At 73.1% G+C, this 25,430-nt stretch carries 22 protein-coding genes and 1 tRNA gene; 18 read left to right on the top strand and 5 right to left on the bottom strand.

The genetic code is table 11. The features are described 5' to 3' along the window. Positions 1-66 precede the first annotated feature (66 nt). Positions 67-1,893: a glutamine--fructose-6-phosphate transaminase (isomerizing) gene (gene glmS / locus UWG_RS0118045; protein WP_016908617.1), complete on the top strand. Its 1,827-nt coding sequence runs from the start codon at positions 67-69 to the stop codon at positions 1,891-1,893. A 259-nt stretch (positions 1,894-2,152) separates the two neighbouring features. Here the strand turns inward: glmS and UWG_RS0118040 are convergent, their stop codons facing one another. Then, positions 2,153-2,677, bottom strand: coding sequence for a universal stress protein (locus tag UWG_RS0118040; protein WP_016908616.1), 525 nt, complete (start codon positions 2,675-2,677; stop codon positions 2,153-2,155). Positions 2,678-3,658: 981 nt separating this feature from the next. Here UWG_RS0118040 and UWG_RS0118035 point away from each other — a divergent pair. From UWG_RS0118035 to UWG_RS33270, 4 genes are all read left to right on the top strand, one after another. Further along, entirely contained in the window at positions 3,659-4,975 is a 1,317-nt protein-coding gene (locus UWG_RS0118035; protein WP_016908615.1) for a helix-turn-helix domain-containing protein, read from the top strand. A gap of 20 nt (positions 4,976-4,995) precedes the next feature. Then, the gene (gene orn / locus UWG_RS0118030; protein WP_016908614.1) at positions 4,996-5,601 is read left to right on the top strand and encodes an oligoribonuclease; all 606 of its coding nucleotides are present in this window, start codon (positions 4,996-4,998) and stop codon (positions 5,599-5,601) included. 96 nt (positions 5,602-5,697) lie between these two features. Beyond that, a tRNA-His gene (locus tag UWG_RS0118025) sits at positions 5,698-5,770 on the top strand. Positions 5,771-5,882: 112 nt separating this feature from the next. Further along, the gene (locus UWG_RS33270) at positions 5,883-6,095 is read left to right on the top strand and encodes a hypothetical protein (RefSeq protein WP_162130087.1); all 213 of its coding nucleotides are present in this window, start codon (positions 5,883-5,885) and stop codon (positions 6,093-6,095) included. A gap of 196 nt (positions 6,096-6,291) precedes the next feature. Here UWG_RS33270 and UWG_RS0118015 read toward each other — a convergent pair whose 3' ends face one another. From UWG_RS0118015 to UWG_RS0118000, 4 genes are read right to left on the bottom strand one after another with little or no spacing between them, the layout of a single operon-like run. Continuing rightward, a complete protein-coding gene (locus UWG_RS0118015; RefSeq protein ID WP_016908612.1) occupies positions 6,292-7,686 on the bottom strand; it encodes a hypothetical protein in 1,395 nt (464 codons plus the stop codon). Then, on the bottom strand, positions 7,683-8,210 hold the full coding sequence (locus tag UWG_RS0118010) for a cobalamin B12-binding domain-containing protein (protein ID WP_016908611.1): 528 nt from the start codon (positions 8,208-8,210) through the stop codon (positions 7,683-7,685). The genes UWG_RS0118015 and UWG_RS0118010 overlap by 4 nt, the downstream gene beginning before the upstream one ends. Continuing rightward, a complete protein-coding gene (locus UWG_RS0118005) occupies positions 8,207-9,472 on the bottom strand; it encodes a type III PLP-dependent enzyme domain-containing protein (protein WP_016908610.1) in 1,266 nt (421 codons plus the stop codon). The genes UWG_RS0118010 and UWG_RS0118005 overlap by 4 nt, the downstream gene beginning before the upstream one ends. Next, a complete protein-coding gene (locus UWG_RS0118000; RefSeq protein ID WP_016908609.1) occupies positions 9,472-11,001 on the bottom strand; it encodes an AMP-binding protein in 1,530 nt (509 codons plus the stop codon). The genes UWG_RS0118005 and UWG_RS0118000 overlap by 1 nt, the downstream gene beginning before the upstream one ends. 302 nt (positions 11,002-11,303) lie before the next feature. Here UWG_RS0118000 and UWG_RS0117995 point away from each other — a divergent pair, with 302 nt between their 5' ends. The 13 genes from UWG_RS0117995 to UWG_RS0117935 form a co-directional block, all read left to right on the top strand. Continuing rightward, complete coding sequence (locus UWG_RS0117995) at positions 11,304-11,540, top strand: acyl carrier protein (protein WP_016908608.1); 237 nt, start codon at positions 11,304-11,306, stop codon at positions 11,538-11,540. A 40-nt stretch (positions 11,541-11,580) separates the two neighbouring features. Beyond that, complete coding sequence (locus tag UWG_RS0117990) at positions 11,581-14,772, top strand: non-ribosomal peptide synthetase (protein WP_016908607.1); 3,192 nt, start codon at positions 11,581-11,583, stop codon at positions 14,770-14,772. A gap of 32 nt (positions 14,773-14,804) precedes the next feature. Then, positions 14,805-16,328, top strand: coding sequence for an amino acid adenylation domain-containing protein (locus UWG_RS30380; RefSeq protein ID WP_016908606.1), 1,524 nt, complete (start codon positions 14,805-14,807; stop codon positions 16,326-16,328). After that, on the top strand, positions 16,325-17,113 hold the full coding sequence (locus tag UWG_RS0117980; RefSeq protein ID WP_016908605.1) for an SDR family NAD(P)-dependent oxidoreductase: 789 nt from the start codon (positions 16,325-16,327) through the stop codon (positions 17,111-17,113). The genes UWG_RS30380 and UWG_RS0117980 overlap by 4 nt, the downstream gene beginning before the upstream one ends. A gap of 6 nt (positions 17,114-17,119) precedes the next feature. Then, entirely contained in the window at positions 17,120-18,403 is a 1,284-nt protein-coding gene (locus UWG_RS0117975; RefSeq protein ID WP_016908604.1) for a glutamate-5-semialdehyde dehydrogenase, read from the top strand. Positions 18,404-18,488: 85 nt separating this feature from the next. Beyond that, positions 18,489-18,800 carry an acyl carrier protein gene (locus UWG_RS0117970; RefSeq protein ID WP_016908603.1) on the top strand — a complete coding sequence of 104 codons (312 nt, stop codon included), beginning with the start codon at positions 18,489-18,491 and terminating at the stop codon, positions 18,798-18,800. After that, complete coding sequence (locus UWG_RS0117965; protein WP_016908602.1) at positions 18,797-20,197, top strand: TrpB-like pyridoxal phosphate-dependent enzyme; 1,401 nt, start codon at positions 18,797-18,799, stop codon at positions 20,195-20,197. Before UWG_RS0117970 ends, UWG_RS0117965 begins: the two co-directional genes overlap by 4 nt. Continuing rightward, a complete protein-coding gene (locus UWG_RS0117960) occupies positions 20,194-21,372 on the top strand; it encodes an acyl carrier protein (protein WP_016908601.1) in 1,179 nt (392 codons plus the stop codon). Before UWG_RS0117965 ends, UWG_RS0117960 begins: the two co-directional genes overlap by 4 nt. Before the next feature lie 63 nt (positions 21,373-21,435). Further along, positions 21,436-21,699, top strand: coding sequence for an acyl carrier protein (locus tag UWG_RS0117955; RefSeq protein ID WP_016908600.1), 264 nt, complete (start codon positions 21,436-21,438; stop codon positions 21,697-21,699). After that, positions 21,696-22,889 carry an acyl-CoA dehydrogenase family protein gene (locus tag UWG_RS0117950; RefSeq protein ID WP_016908599.1) on the top strand — a complete coding sequence of 398 codons (1,194 nt, stop codon included), beginning with the start codon at positions 21,696-21,698 and terminating at the stop codon, positions 22,887-22,889. The genes UWG_RS0117955 and UWG_RS0117950 overlap by 4 nt, the downstream gene beginning before the upstream one ends. Beyond that, positions 22,882-23,979, top strand: coding sequence for an acyl-CoA dehydrogenase family protein (locus tag UWG_RS30375; RefSeq protein ID WP_016908598.1), 1,098 nt, complete (start codon positions 22,882-22,884; stop codon positions 23,977-23,979). Before UWG_RS0117950 ends, UWG_RS30375 begins: the two co-directional genes overlap by 8 nt. Beyond that, positions 23,976-24,719 (top strand): 4'-phosphopantetheinyl transferase family protein, encoded by a 744-nt coding sequence (locus tag UWG_RS0117940; RefSeq protein WP_202800759.1) that lies wholly within the window; start codon positions 23,976-23,978, stop codon positions 24,717-24,719. The genes UWG_RS30375 and UWG_RS0117940 overlap by 4 nt, the downstream gene beginning before the upstream one ends. Further along, a partial coding sequence (locus UWG_RS0117935) for a hypothetical protein (protein WP_016908596.1) occupies positions 24,716-25,430 on the top strand: 715 nt, incomplete at its 3' end. The genes UWG_RS0117940 and UWG_RS0117935, both read left to right, overlap by 4 nt.

Below are 25,430 nucleotides of genomic sequence, written 5' to 3'. Positions count from 1 at the left end.
CAGACAAACGGGGCACCCGGCACAACGCCCCAGCACCAGCGAGCACCAAAGGGAGAGGCACCGGACATGTGCGGAATCGTGGGATACATCGGGAAGCGCGACAGCGCACCGCTCCTGCTGGAGGGCCTCCAGCGCCTGGAGTACCGCGGTTACGACTCCGCGGGCCTCGCCATCCACTCCAGCGGCACCGGCAAGAACGCAGGACTGCGCACGGCCAAGACCAAGGGCCGCGTCCGCGACCTCCAGGAGCGCATCCCGAAGCGGTTCACCGGCACGGTCGGCATCGCCCACACCCGCTGGGCCACCCACGGCGCCCCCAACGACCTCAACGCGCACCCGCACGTGGACGCAGCGGAGAAGGTCGCCGTCGTCCACAACGGGATCATCGACAACGCGGCCGAGCTGCGCGCCAAGCTCGCCGCCGAGGGCGTCGAGCTCGCCTCCGAGACCGACACCGAGGTCGTCTCCCACCTCATCGGCCTCGCCCAGGGCGAGACCCTGGAGGCCCGCGTGCAGGAGGCGCTCCGCTCGATCGAGGGCACCTACGGCATCGCCGTCCTCCACGAGGAGTTCCCGGACCGCATCGTCGTCGCCCGCAACGGCTCCCCCGTCGTCCTCGGCATCGGCGAGCACGAGATGTTCGTCGCCTCCGACGTCGCCGCGCTCGTCTCGCACACCCGCCAGATCGTCACGCTCGACGACGGCGAGATGGCCACCATCACAGCGGGCGACTACCGCACCTACACCACCGAGGGCTCCCGCACCTCCACGTCGCCCGAGACGGTCGAGTGGGCCGCCGAGTCGTACGACATGGGCGGCCACGACACCTACATGCACAAGGAGATCGCCGAGCAGGCCGACGCCGTCGACCGCGTGCTGCGCGGCAGGATCGACGACCGCTTCGCCACCGTCCACCTCGGCGGCCTCAACCTCGACGCCCGCGAGGCCCGCACGATGCGCCGCGTGAAGATCCTCGGGTGCGGCTCCGCGTACCACGCGGGCATGATCGGCGCGCAGTTGATCGAGGAGCTCGCGCGCATCCCCGCGGACGCGGAGCCCGCGAGCGAGTTCCGCTACCGCAACCCGGTGGTGGACCCGGACACCCTGTACATCGCCGTCAGCCAGTCCGGCGAGACGTACGACACCCTCGCCGCCGTGCAGGAGCTCAAGCGGAAGGGCGCCCGGGTGCTCGGCGTCGTCAACGTCGTCGGCTCGGCGATCGCCCGGGCCGCGGACGGCGGGCTCTACGTGCACGCAGGACCCGAGGTCTGCGTCGTCTCGACGAAGTGCTTCACCAACACGGCCGTCGCTTTCGCCCTCCTCGCACTCCACCTCGGGCGCATCCGCGACCTCTCCGTCGCCGACGGGCGGCGGATCATCGAGGGGCTGCGGAAGCTGCCGGGACAGATCGACGAGATCCTCGGCACCGAGCCCGACATCGAGAAGCTCGCGGCGGAGTACGCGAGCGCGCGCAGCATGATGTTCGTCGGCCGGGTGCGCGGGTACCCGGTGGCGCGCGAGGCGTCGCTGAAGCTCAAGGAAGTCTCGTACATCCACGCCGAGGCGTACCCCGCCTCGGAGTTGAAGCACGGCCCGCTGGCGCTGATCGAGCCCGCGGTCCCGACGGTGGCGATCCTCCCCGACGACGACCTCCTGGAGAAGAACCGCGCCACCCTCGAGGAGATCAAGGCCCGCAGCGGCAGCATCCTCGCCATCGCGCACCAGAACCAGGAGAAGGCCGACGACACCCTGCTCGTCCCGCAGAACGAGCCGGAGCTCGACCCGATCCTCATGGGCATCCCGCTCCAACTCCTCGCGTACCACACGGCGTTGAAGCTCGGCCGGGACATCGACAAGCCGCGCAACCTCGCCAAGTCGGTCACCGTGGAGTGACCCGGGGGCTGCCGCAGCGGAAGGGCGGAACCCCGCGCAGGCCACCAACTGCGCGGGATTCCGCCTCCCCTGAGCCGGCGTCGCCCAAAACGCCGGCCGGTTGCTGCCTCGCGGGTCCGTCACCTCCCGCTCGGCAGCGCGGCCACTGACCTCTGTATGCCCGTCACAAGCGCACAATCCACCTCCACGTATGGGTGGATTTACTGAGCGGCGCCTACGGCAACGCGCGTACGCGCCAAGGTCGTTCGGCGCCGCACCGTCAGGGGATGACGACGACGGGCCGCTGGGCCCGCTTCGCGAGGCGCCCGGCGACCGACCCGAAGAACCGCCCCGCCAACCCGTGCGAGGAGCCGACGACGATCGCGTCGGCCTCGTACTCCCGGCCGACGTCCTCCAGCTCGTGGCAGATGTCCCCACCGCGCTCGACGAGGATCCACGGGATCTCGGCGAGGTAGTCGGCGCAGGCGAGCTCCAGCCCGAGCACCTCGGTGCGATGGTCGGGGACGTCGACGAAGACGGGCGGCTCGCAGCCGGCCCAGACGGTCGTCGGGAGCCTGTTGGCGACGTGGACGATGATCAGGCCGGACCCGGCTCTGTGCGCCATGCCCACGGCGTACGCCAGGGCGCGCTCGCTCGACGTCGAACCGTCGAAGCCGACCACGACGCCGTGCCGGAACGCCGGGTCGCAGGGGGTGCTGGCATCGTCGGGTGCCGCCTCGGGATGCGCCGTCGAGTCGGCGATCTGCCTGCGGTCCGCTGGGTCAGGGATCTCGTATCCGGCCATTCGGTTCTCGGCGGGGGATTCCTCTGCTCAGAGAGGGACGGTCGGCTGCTGCGCTCTCCTGGGTGACGAAGGGATCGACGACCGGGAGACGTCCGGGGTGAGCTCTTTCGGACTCCCTTACCCCAAGGGTACGGCGGCACTCCCCCCATCCCAAGGGGCCGGGAGGCCCCGCCCGAGGACCCGGAAGAGACGGCGCCGTACGCGCGTTGACCCCGGAGCATGCCGCAGCGACGCGTCGTGCGCAACGCCGTCGGCGGTCCATGGCACCCGAATCGGGGACGGAACGGCCTTGTGCGCCCCCAACTCCCGGTGTACGCACGCCGGTTGCGCATACGGCGCCACCAGCGCACGCCCGGCGCCCACCGCCGGGCCCGGCCGCCGGCACGGAGTCGCAGCCCCCGAACGCGCCGGCGCCGGACCGGACCTCCGCGCGCCCGCGTGACCCGCCCGCCGGGGGATCGTTGGACAACGGCGGCATACCGCTCCGTACGGCCGGAAAATTGTCTCGATACGTGCCGTCTCCGTGCCACCGGGAACCCGTCGCGAGCGGAGCCGGAAGCCCCACTTCCCGGTGGGCGCACGGGCGTTCACCGGCCACCCCGCACCCCTGGCGGGTGCCCTGGTCGCACGGCTGATCCCCCACGTTTTTCGGCCAACTTGAGCCCTCTACCCACCGGTTCCGGCTGACCCTCTCCAACACCCCTGCCACCTGCGCGGAAAGGAGCGGCGACGGCGGTTGCACCCTACGGTGACGGGGCAGGCAGGGCATGCGTACTTCCCAGCGGAGCTGACGAGTGAAACGCTTCGTGATCGAATGCTTCACGCCAAGTTGCCATGTCGACATAACGTCGGGTGCCGAACTTGCACCGCCCACCTCATCCGACACAGTAGATTCGATCTTGGCCTTCGCGGCGGGGGAGAGCGGGGGAGAGATGTGTATGGACCGAGAGGAACATGACGATTGAGGGGGGCTTAGTTCCAATGAGCCAGGACTCCACGAACGGCCCAGCAACGAGCCGCAAGCTGGCCGCACGCCGACGGCGTGAGATCGTGGCGGTGTTGCTCTTCAGCGGTGGTCCCATCTTCGAGAGTTCCATCCCGCTCTCCGTCTTCGGCGTCGACCGCCAGGACGCGGGCGTCCCCCGCTACCGCCTCCTGGTCTGCGCGGGCGAGGACGGACCGCTGCGCACCACGGGCGGGCTCCAACTCACGGCGCCCTTCGGGTTGGAGGCGATCTCCCGGGCGGGCACCGTCGTCGTCCCCGCCTGGCGCTCCATCACGCAACCGCCGCCGACCGCAGCGCTCGACGCACTCCGCCAGGCGCACGAGGAGGGCGCCCGGATCATCGGGCTGTGCACCGGCTCCTTCGTCCTCGCGGCGGCAGGGCTGCTCGACGGCCGCCCCGCGACGACGCACTGGATGTACGCGCCGACGCTCGCCAAGCGCTACCCCGCCGTCCACGTCGATCCGCGCGAACTCTTCGTCGACGACGGCGACATCCTCACCTCGGCGGGCACGGCATCCGGCATAGACCTCTGCCTCCACGTCGTGCGCACCGACCACGGCACGGAGGCCGCCGGCGCCCTCGCCAGGCGCCTCGTCGTACCTCCGCGGCGCGCCAACGCGGAGAGCGGCGGCCATCCCAGGCACCTCGACCGCTCCTTACCCGAGGAGATCGGCTCCGACCCGCTCGCCGAAGTCGTCGCCTGGGCACTGGAACACCTCCACGAGCAGTTCGACGTGGAGGCGCTCGCCGCGCGCGCGTACATGAGCCGCCGCACCTTCGACCGGCGCTTCCGCTCGCTCACCGGCAGCGCACCGCTGCAGTGGCTGATCACCCAGCGGGTGCTCCAGGCGCAGCGCCTCCTGGAGACCTCCGACTACTCCGTCGACGAGGTCGCGGGGCGCTGCGGGTTCCGCTCGCCGGTCGCGCTGCGCGGCCACTTCAGGCGCCAACTCGGCTCCTCCCCCGCCGCGTACCGGGCGGCGTACCGCGCTCGTCGCGCCGAGATGGGCGAGAGCGCCCAGCAGTGCGAGGGCGCCGAGCTGCGGCCCGAGAACGGCGAGCAGGGGCAGGCGAGGGGACTCGAGCCGCGCACGCAGATGCCGGAGGGACGGCCGCCGCTCGCGCCGGCGGGCGAGCCCGAGCCCAGGGAGAGCCCGGCCCCGCGGGACCACCGCGAGGGCCGGCCCACTCGCGCCCCCGGCCCGGCTCGGCCCGTGCGCTCCGACGCGGGGAGGTCGGAGGCCGACCTCTTCGTGCCGAGGCTTCCGGGACAGCGCGACCGCGGGCAGTGACGTCGACGTAGGGTGAGCGCATGAACGATCGCATGGTGTGGATCGACTGCGAGATGACCGGGCTCTCGCTGTCCGACGACGCGCTCATCGAGGTGGCCGCCCTGGTCACGGACTCGGAGCTGAACGTGCTCGGCGAGGGCGTGGACATCGTGATCCGTCCGCCCTCGAAGGCGCTGGAGTCGATGCCCGAGGTGGTGCGCGAGATGCACACCGCCTCCGGGCTCCTCGACGAACTCGCCGGGGGCACCACCCTGCCCGAGGCCGAGGAGCGGGTCCTCTCCTACGTCCGGAAGTACGCGAGGGACCCCGGCAAGGCCCCGCTCTGCGGCAACTCGGTCGGCACCGACCGCGGTTTCCTCGCCAGGGACATGGCCACCCTGGTGGGACACCTGCACTACCGCATCGTCGACGTCTCCTCGATCAAGGAACTCGCCAGACGGTGGTACCCGAAGGCGTACTACAACAGCCCCCCGAAGAACGGGAATCACCGGGCGCTCGCCGACATCAGGGAGTCGATCGCGGAGCTCCGCTACTACCGCGACGCGCTCTTCGTCCCGCAACCGGGCCCCGACAGCGACGCCGCCAAGCGTCTCGCGGCCCAGCACGTCGTGGCCACGCAGGACTGAGCCCGCGCGGGCCCGAAGCTCGAGTGCACGGGCACCGCCGAGAACCCTGTACACTCGTACCCGGCCGGTACGGGAAGTCTCCCGGGCAGGCCCGTGGTGGATGTAGCTCAGTAGGTAGAGCACCTGGTTGTGGTCCAGGATGTCGCGGGTTCAAGTCCCGTCATTCACCCTTGTTGATCAAGCCCCTCACCTGGGGAAACCCGGGTGAGGGGCTTTTTCGTGCTCGCGTTGGGAACATCTTGGGAACGTGGAGGTGTGCGGTTTGCCCTGCTCTCATGCGCATGGCGAGCATCGTGGAGCGTCCCAGGAAGGGCGGAAAGAGCACGTTTCAGGTGAAGTGGCGCCAGGACGGCAGCGGTTGGCAATCGGAGAAGTTCGGCGACCGCCCGAGAGCAGAGCAATTCAAAAGCCTCGTGGATGCCCACGGGCCGCCGGCGAACGCCCGCCTCACGGACCGGACCACGGCCATGTGCGGCTGTTTCGCGGACCGTTGACCGCCTCGGCGTCCAGCCGTACCAAGAGGACGCCGAGTACGGACGGGCCCCGTCCGCAGGCGTGGGCCGTGTTCGAGAACTACGGGTGCCTCCGGACGGTGCGGCGAGACGTCTTCACCCAGTGGTCCCCGTCCGGGGCCCGAGATGGTGCGGACGGTCGAACTGGGCGAAGACGGCACGCGCTCGGAGGCCGCCGTCAGCCGGACGGCAGCTCCCGGGAGGCGGCGAGGGCTGCCTCGTCGGCCCTGGTGCTCACATGGGTCAGGTCGGCCAGCAGGCCGGCGCAGGTCACGGCGCGGGAGCGGCTCGGCTCGACCAGGTGGCCGATCGGCAGGGCGCCGGTGTCCTCCCAGCGGAGCCAGCCGTCGGCGTCGATGTAACTGCGGGTGCTGCCGCGGTTGTCCGGGTGCAGGCAGTAGGGGATGTCCAGGTAGCCCTTGCGGAAGGCGAGCAGCAGCGCCCGGGACAGGTCGGGATGGAGGTCGAGCACTGCGTCGACGAGTGCGGCGGCCTCACGGTAGGTGTCGGTGGCCGCCACCGAGGCGGCAAAGGGGACGGGGGGCGGCGGTGCCCCGGCGACGGCACCGGCGGCGTACTCCAGGGCTTCGACGTTCTCCTCGATCGTGGGGATACGCAGGGACTCGGCCGTCGTCTTCACGATGAGGCGTTCCGCTCCCGTCCGCACCGCGAGGTCCGCGGCCTGGCCGAGGAGCGCCCGCGCGCCGTGGGGCGTGCGCGGATAGACGCCCATGTAGGCGTAGACGACGACGTGCCAGTCGTCGGTGGGCAGCAGTTCGCTGCACAGCAGCCGCAGGGCTGCGACGGCCTCGCGGTCCTGTGCTGCCGACGTCTGCTGCGCGTAGCTGACGGACACGCTGCGCACCCCGTGCCGGGCGAAGAACAGCGCCTCCAGCACGCTGATCGCCACGAGCTGGCTGGGCGGGCACAGCTGGCCGAGCATGCAGCCGCCGAAGCTCTCCAGATGCGGCTCCAGCCCGAACTCCCGCAGCCCTGCGTACAGTTCGCAGGCGGCTGCCCACTCGGCCACCGCGTCGGCGAGGGGTGTCCTGCCGTACGGCAGGCAGTAGGAGACAGGGCCTCCCTCGCTGGCGTCGAGGCCCAGTTCCGCGAGAGTGCGGAAGATCCTCAGCGGGCGGGCGGAGCCGTGTCTGACCTGCACGGGGAAGTGCTCGTCCCGGATGCCGGAGAGCATCCGCCCGGTGACCGCTGCGGGGTGGGTGACGATGGGGTAGCCGTTGAGGGGGACGCCGTCGCGCAGAGCGCTCGCGGCTGCCTCCAGCCAGCCGACGCGGGTGTGGGAGTCCAGCGTCACGGTGCCTACGGTGCGCGCCCGCGCGGCCCTGGTCGCGGCGAGCCCGTCGCGCATGGCCCCCGCATCCGCGAAGCCCATCCGGGGCTGCACGACCAGCCGGCCGTGGCCGCCGTGCTCGCGGACGAAGGCGCCGAAGCCGGGCCGGATGCCGGACAGGGCCGGGCGGCCGGGCGCCGTGCGGGCGCCGGCCGCCCGGACGGCGCCCGCGACCGACGGGGCCGCACCGGGCGAGGGATCGGTCGGGTGCTGTGTCGTCATACGGGGACGCCGATCGTGTGCTCGGTGTGGTGGGGCTCCAGGGCGCCCTGGGAGGTGCCCTCCAGTGCGCCGACGAAGCGCCGGAAGGCGGTCAGGGTCTCGGCGCCGTCCTCGAAGACGGCGTCGAAGCCGGCGGCCATCAGCTCAGCGGCGTGCGAGGTGGAATCCCCGTCGACGCCGAGCTTTCCGCCGATCACGACCGGTGTGGCGGCCAGCAGATCGTCGGCCCGCAGGCGCCGCACGACGCGCAGCCCGTCCTGGTGGCCGTGGCCGTTGACGGTGCTGACGACCACGGCCGCCGGCCGGGCCTCGCGGCACCGCTCCAGCAGCAGTTCGTCGGGCACGCAGGGGCCGAGGTTGACGACGTGGCAGCCGAGTTCCTCCAGGAGAAGCTGGAGGAAGACCAGGTTCCAGGTGTGCGAGTCGGAGGCCACGGTGGTGACCACCACGGTGGGGCGCCGGCGGTCGTCGCCGCCGGTCGGCGCCGGCCGGGTGCCGGGATCGTTGTCCAGGGCGTCGGTCATGCGGCGGCTCCTCGCTCCGTATAGGTCCGGCTGCGCTCGATCCGGGAGACGGAGACGACGACCTTGCTGCCGTCGCCCGAGCCGTCGTCGTCGATCACCACCTCGACGGGCGAGGGCCGGCCGAGGAAGCTCTGCAGGCTTGCCGAGGGGCCGTACGCACCGGTGTTGGGTATCTGCACGAGGTCGCCGGGCGCCAGGGCCGGGACCGTCACATCGCGACCCAGGACGTCGCCCGGGGTGCACAACGGACCGACCAGGCTGGCCTGTTCGGTGGGCTCTCCGGTGTCCACCTGCACGGAGACGGGCAGCAGCCGGCCCAGGCCGGACATGCCGCCGAAGACGTTGATGCCGCCGTCCAGAATCACGAACTTCCGGCCGCGGCTCTCCTTGACGTTGCTCACCGACGTGACGAGGGTGCCGCTGTCGCCCACGAGGTAGCGCCCGCTCTCGACGGCGATCCGCGGCCGGCCCTCCCGCCAGCCCGGCAGCCGCAGGTCGAGTTCGGCCGACAGCTCTCCGGCCAGCTTCGGGTAGGCCGCCCGGTCGCCGACACGGCCGTAGGGTGCGGTGAACCCGCCGCCGATGTCGAGCATCCGCAGCGGCACCCGGAGCTCCTCCTGGAGGCGCGTCGCGGTCTCGATGGTGTGCCGGAACTCTCCGATCAGGGCTTCCTCGTCGGCCGCGTTGCTCTGCGAGAACAGGTGGAGCCCGGCGACGGACGTTCCGGGCACGTTCCGCAACGCGGCGGCGACATCGCCCACGGTCTCGCTGTCGATGCCGAACTGGCTGGCCTTGCCCGTCATACGCACACCGCTGGCGGCGCTGGCGGTGGCGCTGTTGATCCGCAGCAGGCAGTCCACGACGACGCCTTCGGCGACCGCAGCGGCGCCGATGTGCTCCAGGTCGGAGAGGGACTCGGCGGAGAACCGGCGCAAGCCGCCGCGGACGGCCTCGCGCAGCTCCCCCGGGGTCTTGCCGGGGCCGGTGTAGAGGATCTCCTCGCCCGTGTGGCCGGCCTCCAGCGCGGTGGCCAGTTCGCCCGTCGAGCTGATCTCCGCCCGGCAGCCGGGCCCGGGGCCCTCGCGCAGCGCGCGCACCAGGTCCGGGTGCGGGTTGGCCTTGAAGGCGTAGTAGACCTCGACGCCCTCCGGCAGCCAGCGGAACAGGTCGCGGCGTGCGGCGCGTACCCGGGAGAGGTCGTAGACGTACAGCGGGGTCCCGTAGGTCCGGGCCAGTTCCTCGTTGCTGTTCCGGGCGCTCATCACCGGCTCCCCTCCAGCAGTGCGGCCAGTTCCTTGCGCGAGTTCTTGCCGTGCTGGGTGAGGGGGAAGTCGGACAGGACGCGGCACTCGGCGGGCACCTTGGCGACCTCCAGACGTTGCATGAGTTCTCTGATGACGGTTCGGGAACTGAGGTCGCTCTCCACGAAGAGCGTCAGGTCGTGCCGGTCGTCCGGCGGGAGCGCGGCGGCGGCCCGCACCCCGGGGATGTCGAGCGCCGCCCCCTCGATCTCGACGGTGCTCATCCGGAAGCCCTTGCGTTTGAACATGTCGTCGCGGCGGCCTTGGAAGTACAGATAGCCGTCCTCGTCCTTGCTGCCGTAGTCGCCGGTGTGCAGCCGCATCCCGCAGCCGGCGGGGCAGGGCCGGAAGCTGCGGGCGGTGGCCTCGGGGTTGCGCCAGTAACCGCCCATCACATGCGGCCCGTGCGCGACGATCTCACCGGTCTCGCCGGGCGGCAGCGGCCGGCCCTCCTCGTCGAGGACGAGCACCTCGGTGCCGGGCAGCGGCCGGCCGACGCTCTCGGGGCGGTCCAGCTCCTCGTCCACGGGCATCACCGTGATGCGCTTGGCCTCCGTCTGGCCGTACTGGCGGACGATGTGCGCGCCGGGGAACAGCTCCCGCAGGGCGTCGATGGTGGCGGCGGGCAGGGCGGCGCCGGTGTTCGTGAACATCCGCACCGGCGGGCGGGCGCCCGAGTCCCGACGGGCGAGGCCGACGATCATGGAGGCCAGGGAGGGGACGAGGGGCACCACGGTCACGCCCGTCTCCCGCATCCGACGCAGCAGCCGGAAGTCGGACTCCCCGTCGGCGAGGACGATCTCGCAGCGGGCGATGCAGGTCATCAGGACCTTGTAGAGGCCGTAGTCCCAGGACATGGGGAAGCGGCAGAACACGACGTCGTCCGGGCGGTAGCCGAGTACGTCGACGAGGGCCTCGGAGGCGAACACCACCGCCGAGTGCGGGCACACGACGGCCTTCGGCGCGGCAGTGCTGCCCGAGGTGTAGATGAGGGTCGCCACGTCGGCCGGCGCCACGGCCGGCGGCGGGGCCGCCCGTCCGGCCTGCCCGGGCTCCGCGTCCGGCGTCGCCCACACCTCCGTCACGTCGTGGACGGGCGCGGAGGTGACGACAGGCATGCGCGCCACGCCCTCCGCGTCGGTCACCACGAGGGCCGGTTCCGCGTCGGCGGCGACGGACCGCAGGTGGAACGGCTTCATCGCCGGATTCACGGGCACGAAGACCGCACCGCTGCGCACGGTGCCGTAGAACATCGCGGTGAGGTGGCGGCTGCTGGGGAGCTGGACCAGCACCCGGTCGCCGGGGCGCACGCCGCGGGCGGCCAGCCAGGCACTGAACGCCTCGCTGGCGCGGGCGAGTTCGGCGTAGGTCCAGGTTCCGGTGGAGTCCCGCACGGCGGGTCGGTCGGGGGCGTCGGCGGCGGCTGCCTCGAGCAGGCCGTGCACCAGACCGCAGGTGCCGGCTGCGTCGGCCGCCGGCCGCTCGATCACATGCTGGGTTGCCAATTCAGCTCTCCGATCTGCCAGTGCCGGCGACGGTGCGCCGGGCCGGACGAAGCGCGCGCCGGCAGGCCATGAAGGGGCCGCGGCACGGCGGGCGGGATGCGCATGTCAGCACAGCAGCGGCGCCTGACAAACCGCTCACCTCGCGCTACCGACGCGCTAGCGGAGCAGGTCGGGGCCCTGGTACCCGCCGTGACCAGCGCTTCGGTAGCCGTCGAGGACCGGATCGTTAGGACCGGCTGGTGTGCTGATGTGCCGACGCAAGGGTCTGCAAGAAAGGGCGGTATCGCATGACAGCCACCGAAAGCGTGATCGCGTGCCTCGCCAGGCGGGTCGGTGACCAGCCGATGGACGAGACCAGTGAACTGGCGGCGCTCGGCGTGGACTCCCTGCTCCTGCTGCGCGTCATCACCGACCTCGCGGTGGACGAGACCCAGGAGATCGACCCGCAGGCGCTCGCCGGGATCGCCACCGTCGGAGACCTGGCGGATTTCGTCAGCCGTTGGAACACCGGTGTCGCCCAGTAACCGCGGAAGGAAGCACCAACCGATCCGGCAGGAGCCGAGCATGGTGAAGCACGACGATTCGATACCGGTGACGGCATCGCAGCACGATCTGCTGTTCGTCCAGGAGGCCGCCTCCCGCAAGGACCTCTACAACAACAGCTTCCGCATCGTCTTCGACGGCGCGGTGGAGGCCGGACCCATGCGCTCGGCGCTGGAACGGCTGGTACGGCATCAGCCCGCGCTGCGCACCGAGTTCGCCATGACCGACGGAGCCTTCCGGGCGCGCCTGGCCGAGCCGGGCGAGGTTCCGCTGGAGGTCGTCCGGCAGGAGGGCCCCGCCGAGGAGTGGGAGGCGTTCCTGCGCTCCGGCACCGAGGAGTTCGTCCGGCAGCCGCTCGACCTCGGCCGGGCACCGCTGTGCCGCTTCCGGCTGCTGGTCGGCACGGACGAAAGCGGCGAGCGGACGGCCCTGCTGGCGACCGTGCACCACACGGTCAGCGACGGCGTGTCGGTGCGGGTCCTGGTGGACGAGATCTGCGACGGGTACCGGCTGGCCACCGGCCGGACGACCGCGGAGACGGCGCACGAGTCCCGACCCGAGGAGCGCGAGCGGTGGCTCCGTGCCGAGCTGCGGGCCCAGCGGGAGGCCGCCGACGCTGCGGTGGCCGCCGGCGAGGGCGACGCGTTGGCGAAGACGCTGGCGGGCGTGGCGCCGACCGCCCTCTACCGGGTTCCGGACCGCCCCCAGGACACCCGGTTCAGCGCCGCCCGCCTCAGCGTGCTGCTGTCGCACGCGCAGCGCGGACAGGTGGAGGCCGCGGCACGGCAGTCGGCGACGACGCCGTTCGCCGTACTGCTCTCCTGCTACGCCCTGCTGCTGGGGGACTACTCCGGCAACCCCGACGTCATCGTCGGCAGCCCGTTCGCGACCCGGCGTACCGTCGCCTCGCACCGGCTGTGCGGCTTCTTCGTCAACACGCTGCCGATGGCGCTGCCCGCCCGCGACAGGCCCTTCGACGAGCATCTGCGCGAGGTCTCCGCCACGGTGCGGGAGACCCGCGCCCGCCAGTCGGTGCCCTTCGACGCCCTGGTGAGCCGCACGGCCGTGGACCGCACCAGCAACCGCAACCCCGTCTTCCAGTGCATGTTCGCCATGCAGGACGAACTGCGCACCCGGGTGTCGCCCGTGCCCTGGATCGAGGGCCGCGTGGAGATCGTCGACAACGGCTCCGCCAAGTTCGACCTGTGGCTGGGCGCCACCCCTGTCGAGGACGGTCTCCGCATCGACCTGGACTACGACCAGGACCTGTTGCCGGAGTCCTACGCCCGGCGCTTCCTCGCGGAGTTCCAGGAGCTGCTGCTGCGGGCGGTCGAGACGCCCACGGCGCACACCGGGAGCCTGCTCGGCGCGCTCGGCCCGCGCACGGCCCGGGCGGCCGCCGAACTGCGCACCGGCGCGGACGCCGACGCCGGGACCGAGCACGGGCTGCTGGGCCTGGTGCTGGACGCGGCCCGTGAGTACCCCGGCAATGTGGCCGTGACCGAGCCAGGCGGGCCGGGGACCACCTACGCGGAGCTGCGCGAGCGCACCGCACGCGTCGCGGCGGGGCTGCTGGCCCGGGGCGTGCGCCGCGGCGACACGGTAGGCATCGTCCCGGCGTCGCTCCCGGACACGGTGGTCGCGATGCTGGCCGTGCTGTGGTGCGGCGCCGCCTATCTTCCGGTCGACACCTCGCTGCCCACCGAGCGGCTGGAGTACATGCTGGAGCAGTCCGGGTGCCGCTTCGTCGTCGGGGACCGGCAGGTGGTGGCCGGGGAGCCGCCGCGGGCCGCCGTCGGGGAGTTGCAGGAGGAAGGGGCGGGCCTGCCCGAACCTGGCCTCCCGGACGGCTCCGACCCGGTCTACATCATGTTCACCTCGGGCTCGACGGGCCGCCCCAAGGGCGTGCACCTGGGCCAGGACCCCCTGGTCAACCTGCTGCGCTGGCAGCTGCGCGAGATGCGGATGGGGCCGGGAACGCGTTTCCTCCAGTTCGCGCCGCTCGGCTTCGACGTCTCCTACCAGGAGATCTTCCCGACTCTCGCCTGCGGCGGCACGGTCTTCGGTCTCGGCACGGTGGACCGCAGGGACCTGGGCGCGGTGGCCGGGATCGCCGAACGGGAACGGCTGACGCACGTGTACCTGCCCGTCGCCGTGCTGGGCGCCTTCTGCGGCGCGGTGGCCGAGAGCGGGCTGCGGCTGCCCACCGTGCGGTTCCTCTGCGTCTCCGGGGAACAGCTCCACCTGGACGACCGGGTACGGCGGCTGCTGACCGAGGACCCCGGGCGGGTGCTGATCAACCTCTACGGGCCCACCGAGACGACCGCCGTCACCTGGCACGTGCTGCGCGGGGACCGGCTGCCCGCGCACAACCACGTGCCGATCGGCCGCCCCGTGCCGGGCGTGGACGCCCATCTGCTCGGGCCGGACGGCCGGGACGTGCCGCCGGGTGCGGTGGGCGAGCTGTTCCTGGGCGGTGTGTGCCCGGCCGTCGGCTACATCAACGACCCCGAGCGCACCGAGGCCGCCTTCCTGCCCGCGCCCGGCGCGGACCCCGGCAGCGGCGCCCGCGTCTACCGCACGGGCGACCTCGCGCTGCTCACCGAGGACGGCGACCTGGTCTTCCTCGGCCGGCGCGACGCCCAGGTCAAGGTGCGCGGGCACCGGGTCGAGCTGGGCGAGATCGAGAGCGCCACGCAGCGGCTGCCGGAGGTTGCCGCGGCGGCCGCCGCCGTGCACGGCACCGGGGAGGAGGCGGCCCTGTGCCTGTTCGTCCGGTTCGAGCCGGGAGCGGAGGCCGACGACCGGCGCATCAGGGCGCACCTGGAGCAGGCCCTGCCGTCGTACATGATCCCCCGCCATGTGCGGTCGATCGACGCGGTGCCGCTCACCCCGAACGGAAAGGTCGACCGCAAGGCTCTGCTGGCCGCGTTCGAGTCCGGGTCGCTGCAGGCCGTGGCCAACGGCGGGACGGTGCCCGGCTGGGAGCCGACCGGCACCGAGGCCATGGTGCGCGCCCTCTGGACCGACCTGCTCAGCACCGAGCCCACCGGCCCCGACGACTCGTTCTTCGTGCTGGGCGGCAACTCCTTCGACGCCCTGCAACTGGTGAGCTCGCTGCGGGAGTCGACCGGCACGTCCCTGGCCATCGCCGACTTCTTCCGCCGCCCGACCATCCGAGCACTGGCCGCGCACCTCGACGAGGCCGCGTGAGACCCGATGGGAGCCGAGACGGAGGCGACGCCATGACGACGACCGTGGAACTGATCGAGCAGCAGGTACGACGCCACCCGGAGCGCACGGCCGTGATCTGCGGTGACGCCCGGCTGACCTACCGCCAACTGTGGGCGGGGGCCGGTGCGGTGGCCCGCGAGCTCACCGCGCGGGGCGTGGCCCCCGGCGCGACGGTGGCCGTGCTCGGACCGGGCAACGAGCGGTTCATGACCGCGGTGCTCGGCGCCTGGCTGGCGGGCATGTCCTGGACCCCGGTGGACGCGGCGTGGCCCGCGCAGCGCCAACGGCACGTGCTGGAGGACACCGGTGCGCCGGCCGTGCTGGACACCGGTACCGGCGGCGGGCAGGGGCCGGACGGCCCGGCCGGTGTGCCCACGGTGGACGTCGCGGCGCTGACGGCGGACGACGCGGCGCCCGCGGAGCCGGTGCACCGGCCCGGCGGAGACGACCCGGCCTATGTCATCTACACCTCCGGCTCCACCGGCGCCCCCAAGGGCGTGTGCGTCGAACACCGACCGCTGGCCGCGCATCTGACGGGAGCCGTGGAAGCGTACGGCCTGGCCGGCGACGACGTGCTGCTGTCCTTCTCCGCGCCCGCCTTCGACGCCACGGTGATGGAGATGTGGGTCGGACTGGTCGAGGGCGGCACGGTCGTGCTGCGCGGCCGGGCGCTGTGGACGGGGCCCCAGCTCTTCGAACGGGTGCGCCGGCACGGAGTCACGTACGTGGGCTGCACCACCGCGTACTTCGAGACGTTCTTCGGCGAGGAGCTGCCTCCGTCCCAGCAGGAGGCGCTCAGCGGGCTGCGCGGCATCTTCTTCGGCGGGGAGGCGCCCAGCGCCGCCGTGCTGCACCGCTGGGCGAACGGCCCGCTGGGCCATGTCCCGCTGTGCAACGGCTACGGCCCGACCGAGGCGGTGATCGCCGCCACCCGCTACTGGATCCGGCAGGGCTGGGACGGGGGCGACCGGGTGCCGATCGGCACCTGCGTCCCCGGCCACGAGGCGGTCGTGCTCGACGAGGACGGCCGGCCGGTCGCCGAAGGCGCCACAGGCGAGCTGTACCTCGGCGGGGTCTGCGTCGCACGCGGCTATCTCAACCGCCCCGACCTGACCGCCCGCCGCTTCGTCCGGCTCCCTGGCCGATCGGGCGTCCACTACCGCACCGGTGACCTGGTCACCCGCAAGGACGGCCAGCTCTACTTCGTGGGCCGGGTGGACCGGCAGGTCAAGATCCGCGGGTTCCGTATCGAGCCGGAGGAGATCGAGGTCGTCCTGCGCGGTCTGGCCGGGGTACGCGGCGCCGTCGTCGGCGTCGGAAGCGGCTCGGCCGGCCGCACGCGGCTGGAGGCGCACGTCGTACCGGACGGCGCCGTGGATTCCGCGGCCTTCGCCGCGTCCGTGCGTACGGCGCTGGGCGAGCGGCTGCCCGCCTACATGGTTCCGGAGACCGTCGAGGTGCACGAGGAGCTGCCGCTGGGCGGCACCGGCAAGGTCGACCGGGCGAAGGTGCTGGCCGGGGCGGAGCACGCATGAGCGCCGCGTCCCCCGCCGGGTCCACCACGGCGCCCACCGACGGGTCCGCTCCCGCGGCCGTGGTCAGCGGCGGCACCCGCGGCATCGGCCGCGCCCTGTCCGAGCGGCTGGTGCACCTGGGCCACCGGGTGGTCGCGCTGTACGCCTCGGACGAGGACGCCGCCGGCAAGCTGGAGGCCGACCTCGGGCCGTCGGTGTCCACCCTGCGCGTCGACATCGCCGACGCGGACGCCGTGGCCCGCGCCGTCTCCGGGATCGTCGAGGAGCACGGGGCGCCCCGGGTGCTGGTCAACAACGCCGGCGTCAACATCGACAAGCCGTTTCTGCAGAGCACTCCCGCCGAGTGGCGCCGGGTGCTGGACACCAACCTGTCCGGAGCCTTCCACCTGACCCACGCCGCGGTGCCGCACATGCTGCGCGCCGGGCCGGAGGGCACCGTCGTCAACATCGGTGCGACGACGGGCATCCGGCCGCGCACCAACGGGGCCGGCTACTGCGCCAGCAAGGCCGGTCTCCTGCACCTGACCAAGTGCCTGGCCCTGGAGCTGGCACCCGACATCCGCGTCAACTGCCTCATTCCGGGCTTCACTTGGACCTCCGAGGTCGTCGACCGCTTCGCACTGGACGACCCGGCGGCCCGGGAGTCCGTACTGCGCCAGATCCCAACAGGACGTATCGCCTCCACCGACGAGATCGCCGATGCCCTGGAGTTCCTGGTAAGCACCCGGAGCGCCTTCATCACGGGGCAGAAGCTGATCGTCGACGGTGGCCAATTCATGTGGTAGGGAATCATGATCGAAGAAGCCGCCCGCACGGCACGCGCAGCCTGCGCCCAGGCGCCCCCCATGGGCGACCCCGCCTATCGGAACTATTGCCGCAGCCTCGGCGACCAGCTCACGGCCCAGTGGCCGCAGATCCGCAAAGCCAACGAACAGGACGTCGCCGCGGCCGAGGAGCGCGGCATGCCTCCCACGCTCGTCGACCGGCTCCGGCTGACCGACGCGCACCTGGACCTGCTCACCCGCCTCGCTGACGAGGTGCACGACGCGCTCCCCGAGGCCACCGGCCCGAGCGCCGAGACGCCCATCGGCGACTGGGGCAGCCGGCGGCGGATCGCCAAGCCGCTCGGCGTGGTGCTCATGGTCTACGAGGCCCGGCCCACGGCCACCGTCGAGGGCGCCCTGCTGTGCCTCGCCACCGGCAACGCCGTCCTGCTGCGCGGCGGGAAGGAGATCTCGGCGACCAACGCGGAGCTGGGTCTCGCCGTCCGACGGGCGGCCGAGCGCGCCGGGCTGCCCGGCGGCCTGGCGACCGTGCTGGACGACCCGGACCGCTCGCAGCTTCGCTGGCTGCTGTCCCATCCGGACGCCGTGGACGTGCTGATCCCCCGGGGCAGCCCCTCGCTGATCGACTACTGCCGTACGGCCACCTCCATCCCGGTCATCGCCAGCGGCGGCGGCATCAACCACGTGTTCGTGCACTCCAGCGCCGACCTGTCGCTGGCCGTCGACATCACGCTCAACAGCAAGCTGTCCGAACCGACCGCCTGCAACGCGCTGGAACTGGCGCTCGTCGAGCGGCGCGTCGCCGACGAGTTCACGGCGCGGCTCCGCACCGCGGCCCGCCGCCACGAGGGCCCGGTGACCCTGCGCACCGACCCGTCACTGGTCCCCGCGCCCGACTCGGCGGACGCCCCGGACGCCCCGGACACCGGGTTCCGCGAGGAGCCGCTGGCCGAACACGACTTCGGGCGCGAGGTCCTGGAGCCCTCGCTCGGCGTCCTCGTCGTCGACGACCTCGACGCGGCCGTCGCACACGTACGCCGCTACGGCTCGGCGCACACCGAAGGCATCGTCGCCGAGGACCCGTCCGCGGTGGCGACCTATACCGCGGCGGTGGACGCCGCGGCCCTGATCGTCAACGGATCGCTGCGCCTGCACGACGGCCCGACCATGGGCCTGGGCCCCGAACTCTCCATCTCCACCGGCCGGTTGCACGTGAGCGGCCCGGTCGCGCTGGACTCCCTGGTGACCCGCCAGTGGGTCGTCTCCGCCAACGGCACCCTGCGCCACTGAGAGCCGCGCAGCGACGGTGCCCCATCTCCCTCCAGTCCGGCCCAGCCCGGTGATCACCGCCTCGGGGCCGAGAAGGGCTCAGCACATGTCAACCGACACTTCCGCAACCCCCTCCGCACCCTCCGGAGCGCCGGACCGCGCGCGGATCGACGACGCGGTGCGCCGCCTGGTCGTCAGCGAGTCCCGGCTGTCCGTCGACCCGCAGTCCATATCCGACAGCGAACCGCTCAACGGGCCGCTGCTGAAGGTCAATTCGATCGGCTTCCTCGGCATGCTGATCCGCCTCGAGGAGGACCTGGACGTCGCCCTGCCCGACGACCTGTTCGTGGGACGCAGCTTCACCACCGTCAGCGACCTCGCCGACCTGGTGACGGCGGCCGTGGAAGGCGCACGGTGAGCGCCGGGACGGCCCCGCACGAGCCGGGGACCGCAGCGGCCGGAGTGCCGCGCCGGTGGCGCAGCGTGCTGCCGCACCTCGACGAGCCGCTGCCGGCCGACCTGCCTCCGGAGGAGGCATCCGGCGAGGACGTGCACATCAACCTGCCGATGGAGCTGGTGCGGCAGAGCCTGCACACCCGCGAGTTCTGGGACATCCCGCAGGAAGTGGCCGACGCCTACCGCTCGTTCCGACCCACCCCGCTGTGGCGAGCCCGGGGCTTCGAGGCCGCGATCGGCGCCCGGGTGCCGGTCTGGGTCAAGTACGAGGGCAGCAACATCTCCGGCAGCCACAAGCTCAACACCGCGCTGGCGCAGGCGTATTACTACAAGCGTGCCGGAGTCCGCGAACTGGTCACCGGAACCGGCGCCGGGCAGTGGGGCACCGCGCTCGCCGCGGCCTGCGCCATGTTCGGGATGCGCTGCACGGTGTTCATGGTCGGCTCCAGCCTGGAGAAGAAGCCCTACCGGGGTGTGCTGATGCGGCTGCTCGGCGCCGAAGTGCACGCGAGCCCCAGCGATCTCACCAAGGTCGCGGCGGCGGACGACGGCAGCCGGGGCAACAGCCTGACCCTCGCCATCGGGGAGGCCGTCGAGTACGCCCGCAACCGGGCGGGCGCCGCCTTCTGCATCGGCAGCGGCGAGACGTACAGCATCCTGCACCAGTCGGTGATCGGACTGGAGTCCGAGGAGCAGCTCGCCGCGCAGGACGCCGAGGTCGACGCCGTGGTCGGCGCGGTCGGCGCCGGCTCCAACTTCGGCGGCATCGCCCTGCCGTTCTTCGCCTCGGCCCGCGGTGCCGGCCGTCGGCCCCCGCGGCTGGTGGCCGCCGAGTCCGCCGCCTCACCGAAGCTGAGCCGGGGCGTCTACGCCTACGACAAGACCGACGCCACCGGCACCAGCCCGCGCGAGGCGATGTACACGATCGGCAGCGAGTACCGCATCCCCGACTCCCACTCGGGAGGCCTGCGGTACCACGGCGCCGCCAAGGTCATCTCCGCCCTGCGGCACGCCGGGCAGACCGACGCGGTCGCCGTCGGACAGGTGGAGGCGCTGGAGGCGAGTCGGAAGTTCACGCTGCACGAGATGACGCTGCCCGCCCCCGAGTCCGGCCACGCGCTCGCGGTGGCGGCGCGGCTGGCCTGCCAGGACGGCGGCGACGGCGGTACGTCCGAGAAGGGCGTGCTGGTGTGCCTCAGCGGCCACGGCTACCTCGACCTGGGCGCCTACCAGCAACTGCTGGCCGGCCAGCTCTCGGACCGCGACCCGGACCCGGCCGTACTGGGGGCCGCGATGGCGGAGCTGCCGCTCGTCGGAACCCCCGCGGGAGCCGAGGCGCTGCTCGGGGGTGCGCTGTGACCACCCTCGACACCGGGCCGGAGACCGCCCCGACGGTGACGCGGACCGCTGAGCCGACAGTGCGGGCCGAGCTGCTGGACTGCCTCCAGGCCAACCTCGCCGTGCTGGCGGACCGGCACCACGGCCCCGGAACGCACCTGCGCCTGGGCGCCCGGCTGCGGTTCGCCCCGGCGTCCGGCGCGGGGCTGCCCACGGTCGAGCCCACGCCCGACGCCCAACTCGCCGCGGCCGAGGAGGTACTGGGCCTCGCCGTGGCCGAACGCGACCCGGGCGTACCGGGCGGCGAGGCGGCCCGCACGACGGTGCCGCTGTACGTCATCGCCGACGCCTACCACCTGCCGTGGGTGCCCTACTACGGACACAAGCACGTCGAGCACAGCTTCCTGATCGAGCCGGACGGCGACGGCGTGACGGTCGTGGACGCCTACCACAACGACACCCAGTGGGGCCGGGCCCGACCGGTGTGCCGGCGGTTCACCCGCGACGGGCTGGCCCGGGTGCTGTCGGCCGCTCACGAGGGCGTGGAGCGGGTGCGCCTCCTGCCGCGGCCCCTGGGCCCGGCCCCGGACCCGGTCTGCGACCGGCCCGGCGAGGCGGCCGTCAACGAGTATCTGCGCGCCTACGCCGAGCACGACGACCGGGCCGCCGCCCTGGAGCGGTTCACGCTGGAGACCTGGCTGCTGGCCCGCTCCCGGCAGTTGCACACCGCCTGGGCGGTCGGCCGGTCCGCGTCCGGCGCCGCGCCGCCGGCGGTGCTCAGGCACCTGGAGCGCTGGGACGGCGTGGTCGAGCACGCCTACCTGGCCTACCGCCGGGTGGCCCGCGGCCGGGCGGAGCCCTCGGGCGTCCTGGATCGCGCGGGCGAGGCGCTGCGCGCCGACGGCGACGTGTTCGGCGCGGGCCCGGCCCCGGGCACTGCGGCGCCGTCGCCGCGGGCCGCGGTGCGCGCCACCGCGGCGTCGGTGCTCGGGGTGGCCGAGGACCTGCTGGAGGACGGCGAGCTGAGCAAGTTCCCGCAGTTCGGCTCGATGCGCATGGTCGAGATCGTGGAGCGCCTGGAGCAGCTCTTCGACGTCGACTTCGCCCCCGAGGACCTGGTGCCCGAGCGCCTCCACCACATCGACGACCTCTGCTCCCTGGTGGACGGCGCACGGCCGGCGGCCCCCGGCCGCTGAGCGGCGTCCGTCCGGACCCATTGCCCCTGCGACATCCGTACACCTCGCGAAAGGACCATCACCATGGACGCGCGTTTCACCGAGACCCTCCGGCCCTTCCTGCCGTTCCTCGAGGGCGACCCGATCACGGCCGACACCCCGCTGCGCGAGCTGGGGCTGGACTCCATGCAGGCCATCGAGCTGATGTTCGCGCTGGAGGACACGTTCGGCGCACCGCTGCCCGACGAGGCCCTCGTCGAGGAGACGTTCCGCACCGCCGGCAACCTCTGGGAAGCGCTGCTGCCCGCCCTGCCGGAGACCGCGGCGCACGCGACGGAGGCGGCATGACCGCCGCCCCGGCGACCGACACCGGACTCGCCCACGAGCTGGCGGACGAGATCGCCGAGGTCTGCGCAGTAGCCGAGAAGCACGCGCCCCACAGCGACGAGTCGGCGGAGTTCCCCGTAGCCGTACTGGACGCGCTGCGCCCCCGCTTGCTGGGGCTGATGGTGCCGACCGGCCACGGCGGCCCCGGGGGCGGCGTGGACGACCTCATCGACGTGACCCTCGCGCTCGGCCGGGTCGACATGTCCGTGGCGATGGCGTTCGCGATGCACAGCCAGCAGGTCGTCGGCATCGTCGACCACGCCGGCCGGCGGCTGGCCGACGAGCTGCTCCCGCGAATCGCGGACGGCCGAATGTATCTCGCCTCGGTGACGACGGAGGAGGGCAAGGGCGGCCACCTGCTCAGCGCACAGGCCGAACTCGCCGCCGAGACCGGTCGGCTGGCCGTCGACAGGTTCGCACCCGTCGTCACGGGCGGGCAGCAGGCGGACGGGTTCCTCATCACGATGCGCAGCCCCGACGCCCGCTCCGACGACGAGGTGTCGCTGGTCTTCGCGGCCCGCGAGCAGCTCGAGGTCACGCCGTGCGGCGGCTGGAACCCGATGGGGATGCGCGCCAGCGGCAGCGGGCCACTGCGGCTGACCGGGCACATCCCCGAGCACCAGGTCGTGGGCGAGCACGGCCGGTTCCGCGACATCGCGGTGAACACCTTCGGCCCGCTGGCCCACCTGGGCTGGTCGGCCGCCTGGCTGGGCACCGCGAGCGGCGCGCTGACCCGGACGCTGACCGTGCTGCGCGACCGCTCGAAGGGCCGCAAGGCCGACCTCGGTTCGGAGCTGCTGCTGACCCGGCTGTCCACCGCGCGCCAGCGGCTGGACACCGTGCACGCGATGCTGCGCTACACCGCTGACATGGTCAGCCGCAGCGCGGACAGCGGCGCCGACCTCTCCCACCCCCGGCAGCAGCTCCTGCTGAACTCGCTCAAGATCACCGCGTCGGAGCAGTGCCACCGCGCCGTCGACGACCTGATCACCGCCGTCGGCATGCGGCACGGCTACCTCAGGGACTCCCCCACCGGCCTGGAGCGCGCACTGCGCGACCTGCGGTCGGCCGCGCTCAACTACGGCAACGACCGGCTGCACCTGTCCGACGGCAGGTTGGCCCTGCTCGATCCGGAGGTCCGCTATGCCTGACGAGGGCCGGGCCGTCCTGCCCGCCGGCACGGACGCCCGGAGCGTCGTCGCGGCCCTGGCCGACGAGGGCGTCGTGGCACGGCTGTACCCGCAGGGAGCAGCCAGCGGCCTGGACCCCGTGCTGCTCAGACAGCTGCTCGGGGAGGCGTCCGCACGGGGCCCGCAGGGTCTGGTGCTCGCGCTGCTCGTGCAGTGGGCCACGGCGGTGCCGCTGCTCGCCGACACCGCCAGGACCGCGCACGCCGAGCGAGTGCTGCACGGGGCGCTGGACGGCAGGACCCTGCTGGCCCTCGCGGCGACCGACGAGGGCTCCGGCTCGGACCTGGCGGCCCTCGGCACCCGCGTGCGGCTCCCCGAAGCCGGCAGCGCCGACGGCGTGCTGACGGTGGACGGCACCAAGCGCTGGGTCACCTCGGCCACCACGGCCGACCACGCGCTGGTACTCGCCCGCCACCGCCCCGGCCGGCACTTCACCGGCTTCTCCTGGGTGCTGGTGCCGCTGGACGCGCCGGGCGTGACGGTGCGGCCGTCAGGCACCCCGCTGTTCCAGGGCTCCGGGGTCGGCCACGTCGTCTTCGAGGACGTGCGGCTCGACCGGGAGCACCTGCTGGGCCGCCCGGGGCACGGACTGGCGATGTTCGCCCGGCACATCGCCGTCGAACGGCTCGCTTCGGCGGCCTGGGGCGTCGAACTGTGCCGCAGGGTGGTGTCGGACACGGCGCGGCACCTGGCCACCCGCGAGGTGGACGGCACCCCGCTGGGCCGGCACCCGGTGGTACGGCAGCGGCTCGCCGAGTGCACGGCCCGCACCGCCGCGCTGCACGCGCTCTGGACCACCTCGCGCGAGGCCGTCGCCGAGCGGCACGACGGTGCCTCGGCCGCCGTCCTCAAGGCCACCTCCGGCGCGACCGTCGAGCATGTCCTCACCGTGTGCGCCCACTTGCGCGGCTCCGACGGCTTCGCCGCCGACGGTGTCCAGCAACTGCGGTCGGAGGCGGGCCTGTTCGGCATCGGCGGCGGCGCCACGGAGGTCGTCCTGGACACCGTCGCCGACCGGCTGCCGGCCGTACTGGACGGGCTGACGCCATGACGCCTTCACCTTCGCCTCCGGCGACACCGACGAGAGGAACGCCGCTGCTGACCCGGGCGGCCCCCGGAGTCTGGGTGATGCTCGCGCACGGCCGCCCGGCCGACGGCCACCTCACCGACAGCGACCTCGCCGGCGCCGCGCACCTGCACGGCGTACGGGCCCGGGAGCACCTCGCCGCCCGCCGGGCGCTTCGCGCCCTGCTCACCGCGCGGTTCCCCGGGGCTCGCGAAGCCGAGGTGGTCTACACCCGGCGCGGCCGGCCCTGGCTGGCCGGCTGGCCGCGCCTGGGGATCAGCGTCAGCCACGACGGGGACGCGGTCGCCGCGTGCGCGGCTCTCGACCACGCGGTCGGCCTGGACGTGCAGCACGCCCCGGACGACCTGTCGGACGCCCTGGTGCGCCGCTGCGCCCGGGAGCGGGCCGAGGATCTGAACCGCCTCCCGCAGCGGCAGCGCGCCCGGGAGTTCGCGTGGATGTGGACGGTGCAGGAGGCGTGCGTGAAGGCCGCGGGGACAGGGCTGTCCGGTTGCCCCTGGTCGATCGACGTGCCCGTGCCCCGCACCAGCGGGGCCTGGCGCGGCTACCGATGGGTCAGCCTGCGCCGGGGCGCCTCCGTCCCGCTGAGCTGTGCCTACGCACCTCTGCCCGCAGCCTCCTCGCCGTCCCCGCCACGTCCGCCGACCGCACCGCCCCCACTGCCGCCACCGTCCCCGCCCCACGCCGAACGGGAGGAGCCATGACCACCGCCCCCGAACTGAGCTGCTACACCGCGTCCTTGGTCGCCTATCTGGAGCCCGAGCGCCCGGACGCCGGGCGGGAACTCGCCGACGCCGTACGGCTGTCGGTGCGGACCGACCCGCCCGAGGGAGAGCTGGCCTTCGCCCACCACGCCCGCGTCGACGTGGACGAGCGGGGGGAAGGACTCGCCTACCGCGGCAGCGGCTCCTGGGACACCACCCGGGAAGCGCTGGCGGAGGAGTCCGCACGCCGAGGGCGGGCGCTCGCCGTCGGCAACACCCGCCATCTGCCCTGGTCTCCGTCGGGCGGGAACGAGACGCCGCACTGGCTGCTGGTGGCAGCGCACGCCGACGGCCGCTGGGCGGTGCGGGACACGTTCGACGCGACGACCCCGCACGGCACCCACGCCCCGTGGGAAGGCGTGGTGAGCGACGCCGAATTGCGCGTACTACTGACGCCCCCGTCCGCCCTGTCGCCGCAGGCCGCCAATCGGGACCGCTACGCGCTCGGCCGGGAAGTGCCCCTGCCGCCCGCCGACGGCTACCGCTGGCTGGAGCGCGTCGCCGTCCGGGGCGGAGCGGAAGGGGAGGGCGGAGCGGACGGCGCCGCGCCGGGTCACTGGGTGCACGGCACGGCGGCGGTGCTGCGCCGCGTCGCCGAGCGGGTGTGCGGGGACCCGGCCGCGCTGGCTGCCCACGCGGACGACCTGTGGA

The organism is Streptomyces xiaopingdaonensis (assembly GCF_000262345.1).
GTDB classification, from domain to species: Bacteria; Actinomycetota; Actinomycetes; order Streptomycetales; family Streptomycetaceae; genus Streptomyces; species Streptomyces xiaopingdaonensis.
The sequence above is the reverse complement of the archived record's forward strand: the minus strand, read 5'-3'. Positions and strand labels throughout refer to the sequence as shown.

Excerpts from the sequence above, each read along its gene's own strand:
- UWG_RS0117940 (WP_202800759.1), top strand. The coding sequence starts at position 23,976 with ATGACGCCTTCACCTTCGCCTCCGGCGACACCGACGAGAGGAACGCCG.
- UWG_RS0118040 (WP_016908616.1), bottom strand. The coding sequence starts at position 2,677 with ATGGCCGGATACGAGATCCCTGACCCAGCGGACCGCAGGCAGATCGCC.
- UWG_RS30380 (WP_016908606.1), top strand. The coding sequence starts at position 14,805 with ATGACGACGACCGTGGAACTGATCGAGCAGCAGGTACGACGCCACCCG.
- UWG_RS0117950 (WP_016908599.1), top strand. The coding sequence starts at position 21,696 with ATGACCGCCGCCCCGGCGACCGACACCGGACTCGCCCACGAGCTGGCG.
- UWG_RS33270 (WP_162130087.1), top strand. The coding sequence starts at position 5,883 with ATGGCGAGCATCGTGGAGCGTCCCAGGAAGGGCGGAAAGAGCACGTTT.
- UWG_RS0118015 (WP_016908612.1), bottom strand. The coding sequence starts at position 7,686 with ATGACGACACAGCACCCGACCGATCCCTCGCCCGGTGCGGCCCCGTCG.
- UWG_RS0117955 (WP_016908600.1), top strand. The coding sequence starts at position 21,436 with ATGGACGCGCGTTTCACCGAGACCCTCCGGCCCTTCCTGCCGTTCCTC.
- glmS (WP_016908617.1), top strand. The coding sequence starts at position 67 with ATGTGCGGAATCGTGGGATACATCGGGAAGCGCGACAGCGCACCGCTC.
- UWG_RS0117990 (WP_016908607.1), top strand. The coding sequence starts at position 11,581 with ATGGTGAAGCACGACGATTCGATACCGGTGACGGCATCGCAGCACGAT.
- UWG_RS0117995 (WP_016908608.1), top strand. The coding sequence starts at position 11,304 with ATGACAGCCACCGAAAGCGTGATCGCGTGCCTCGCCAGGCGGGTCGGT.
- orn (WP_016908614.1), top strand. The coding sequence starts at position 4,996 with ATGAACGATCGCATGGTGTGGATCGACTGCGAGATGACCGGGCTCTCG.
- UWG_RS0117980 (WP_016908605.1), top strand. The coding sequence starts at position 16,325 with ATGAGCGCCGCGTCCCCCGCCGGGTCCACCACGGCGCCCACCGACGGG.
- UWG_RS0117975 (WP_016908604.1), top strand. The coding sequence starts at position 17,120 with ATGATCGAAGAAGCCGCCCGCACGGCACGCGCAGCCTGCGCCCAGGCG.
- UWG_RS30375 (WP_016908598.1), top strand. The coding sequence starts at position 22,882 with ATGCCTGACGAGGGCCGGGCCGTCCTGCCCGCCGGCACGGACGCCCGG.
- UWG_RS0118035 (WP_016908615.1), top strand. The coding sequence starts at position 3,659 with ATGAGCCAGGACTCCACGAACGGCCCAGCAACGAGCCGCAAGCTGGCC.
- UWG_RS0118005 (WP_016908610.1), bottom strand. The coding sequence starts at position 9,472 with ATGAGCGCCCGGAACAGCAACGAGGAACTGGCCCGGACCTACGGGACC.
- UWG_RS0117970 (WP_016908603.1), top strand. The coding sequence starts at position 18,489 with ATGTCAACCGACACTTCCGCAACCCCCTCCGCACCCTCCGGAGCGCCG.
- UWG_RS0118010 (WP_016908611.1), bottom strand. The coding sequence starts at position 8,210 with ATGACCGACGCCCTGGACAACGATCCCGGCACCCGGCCGGCGCCGACC.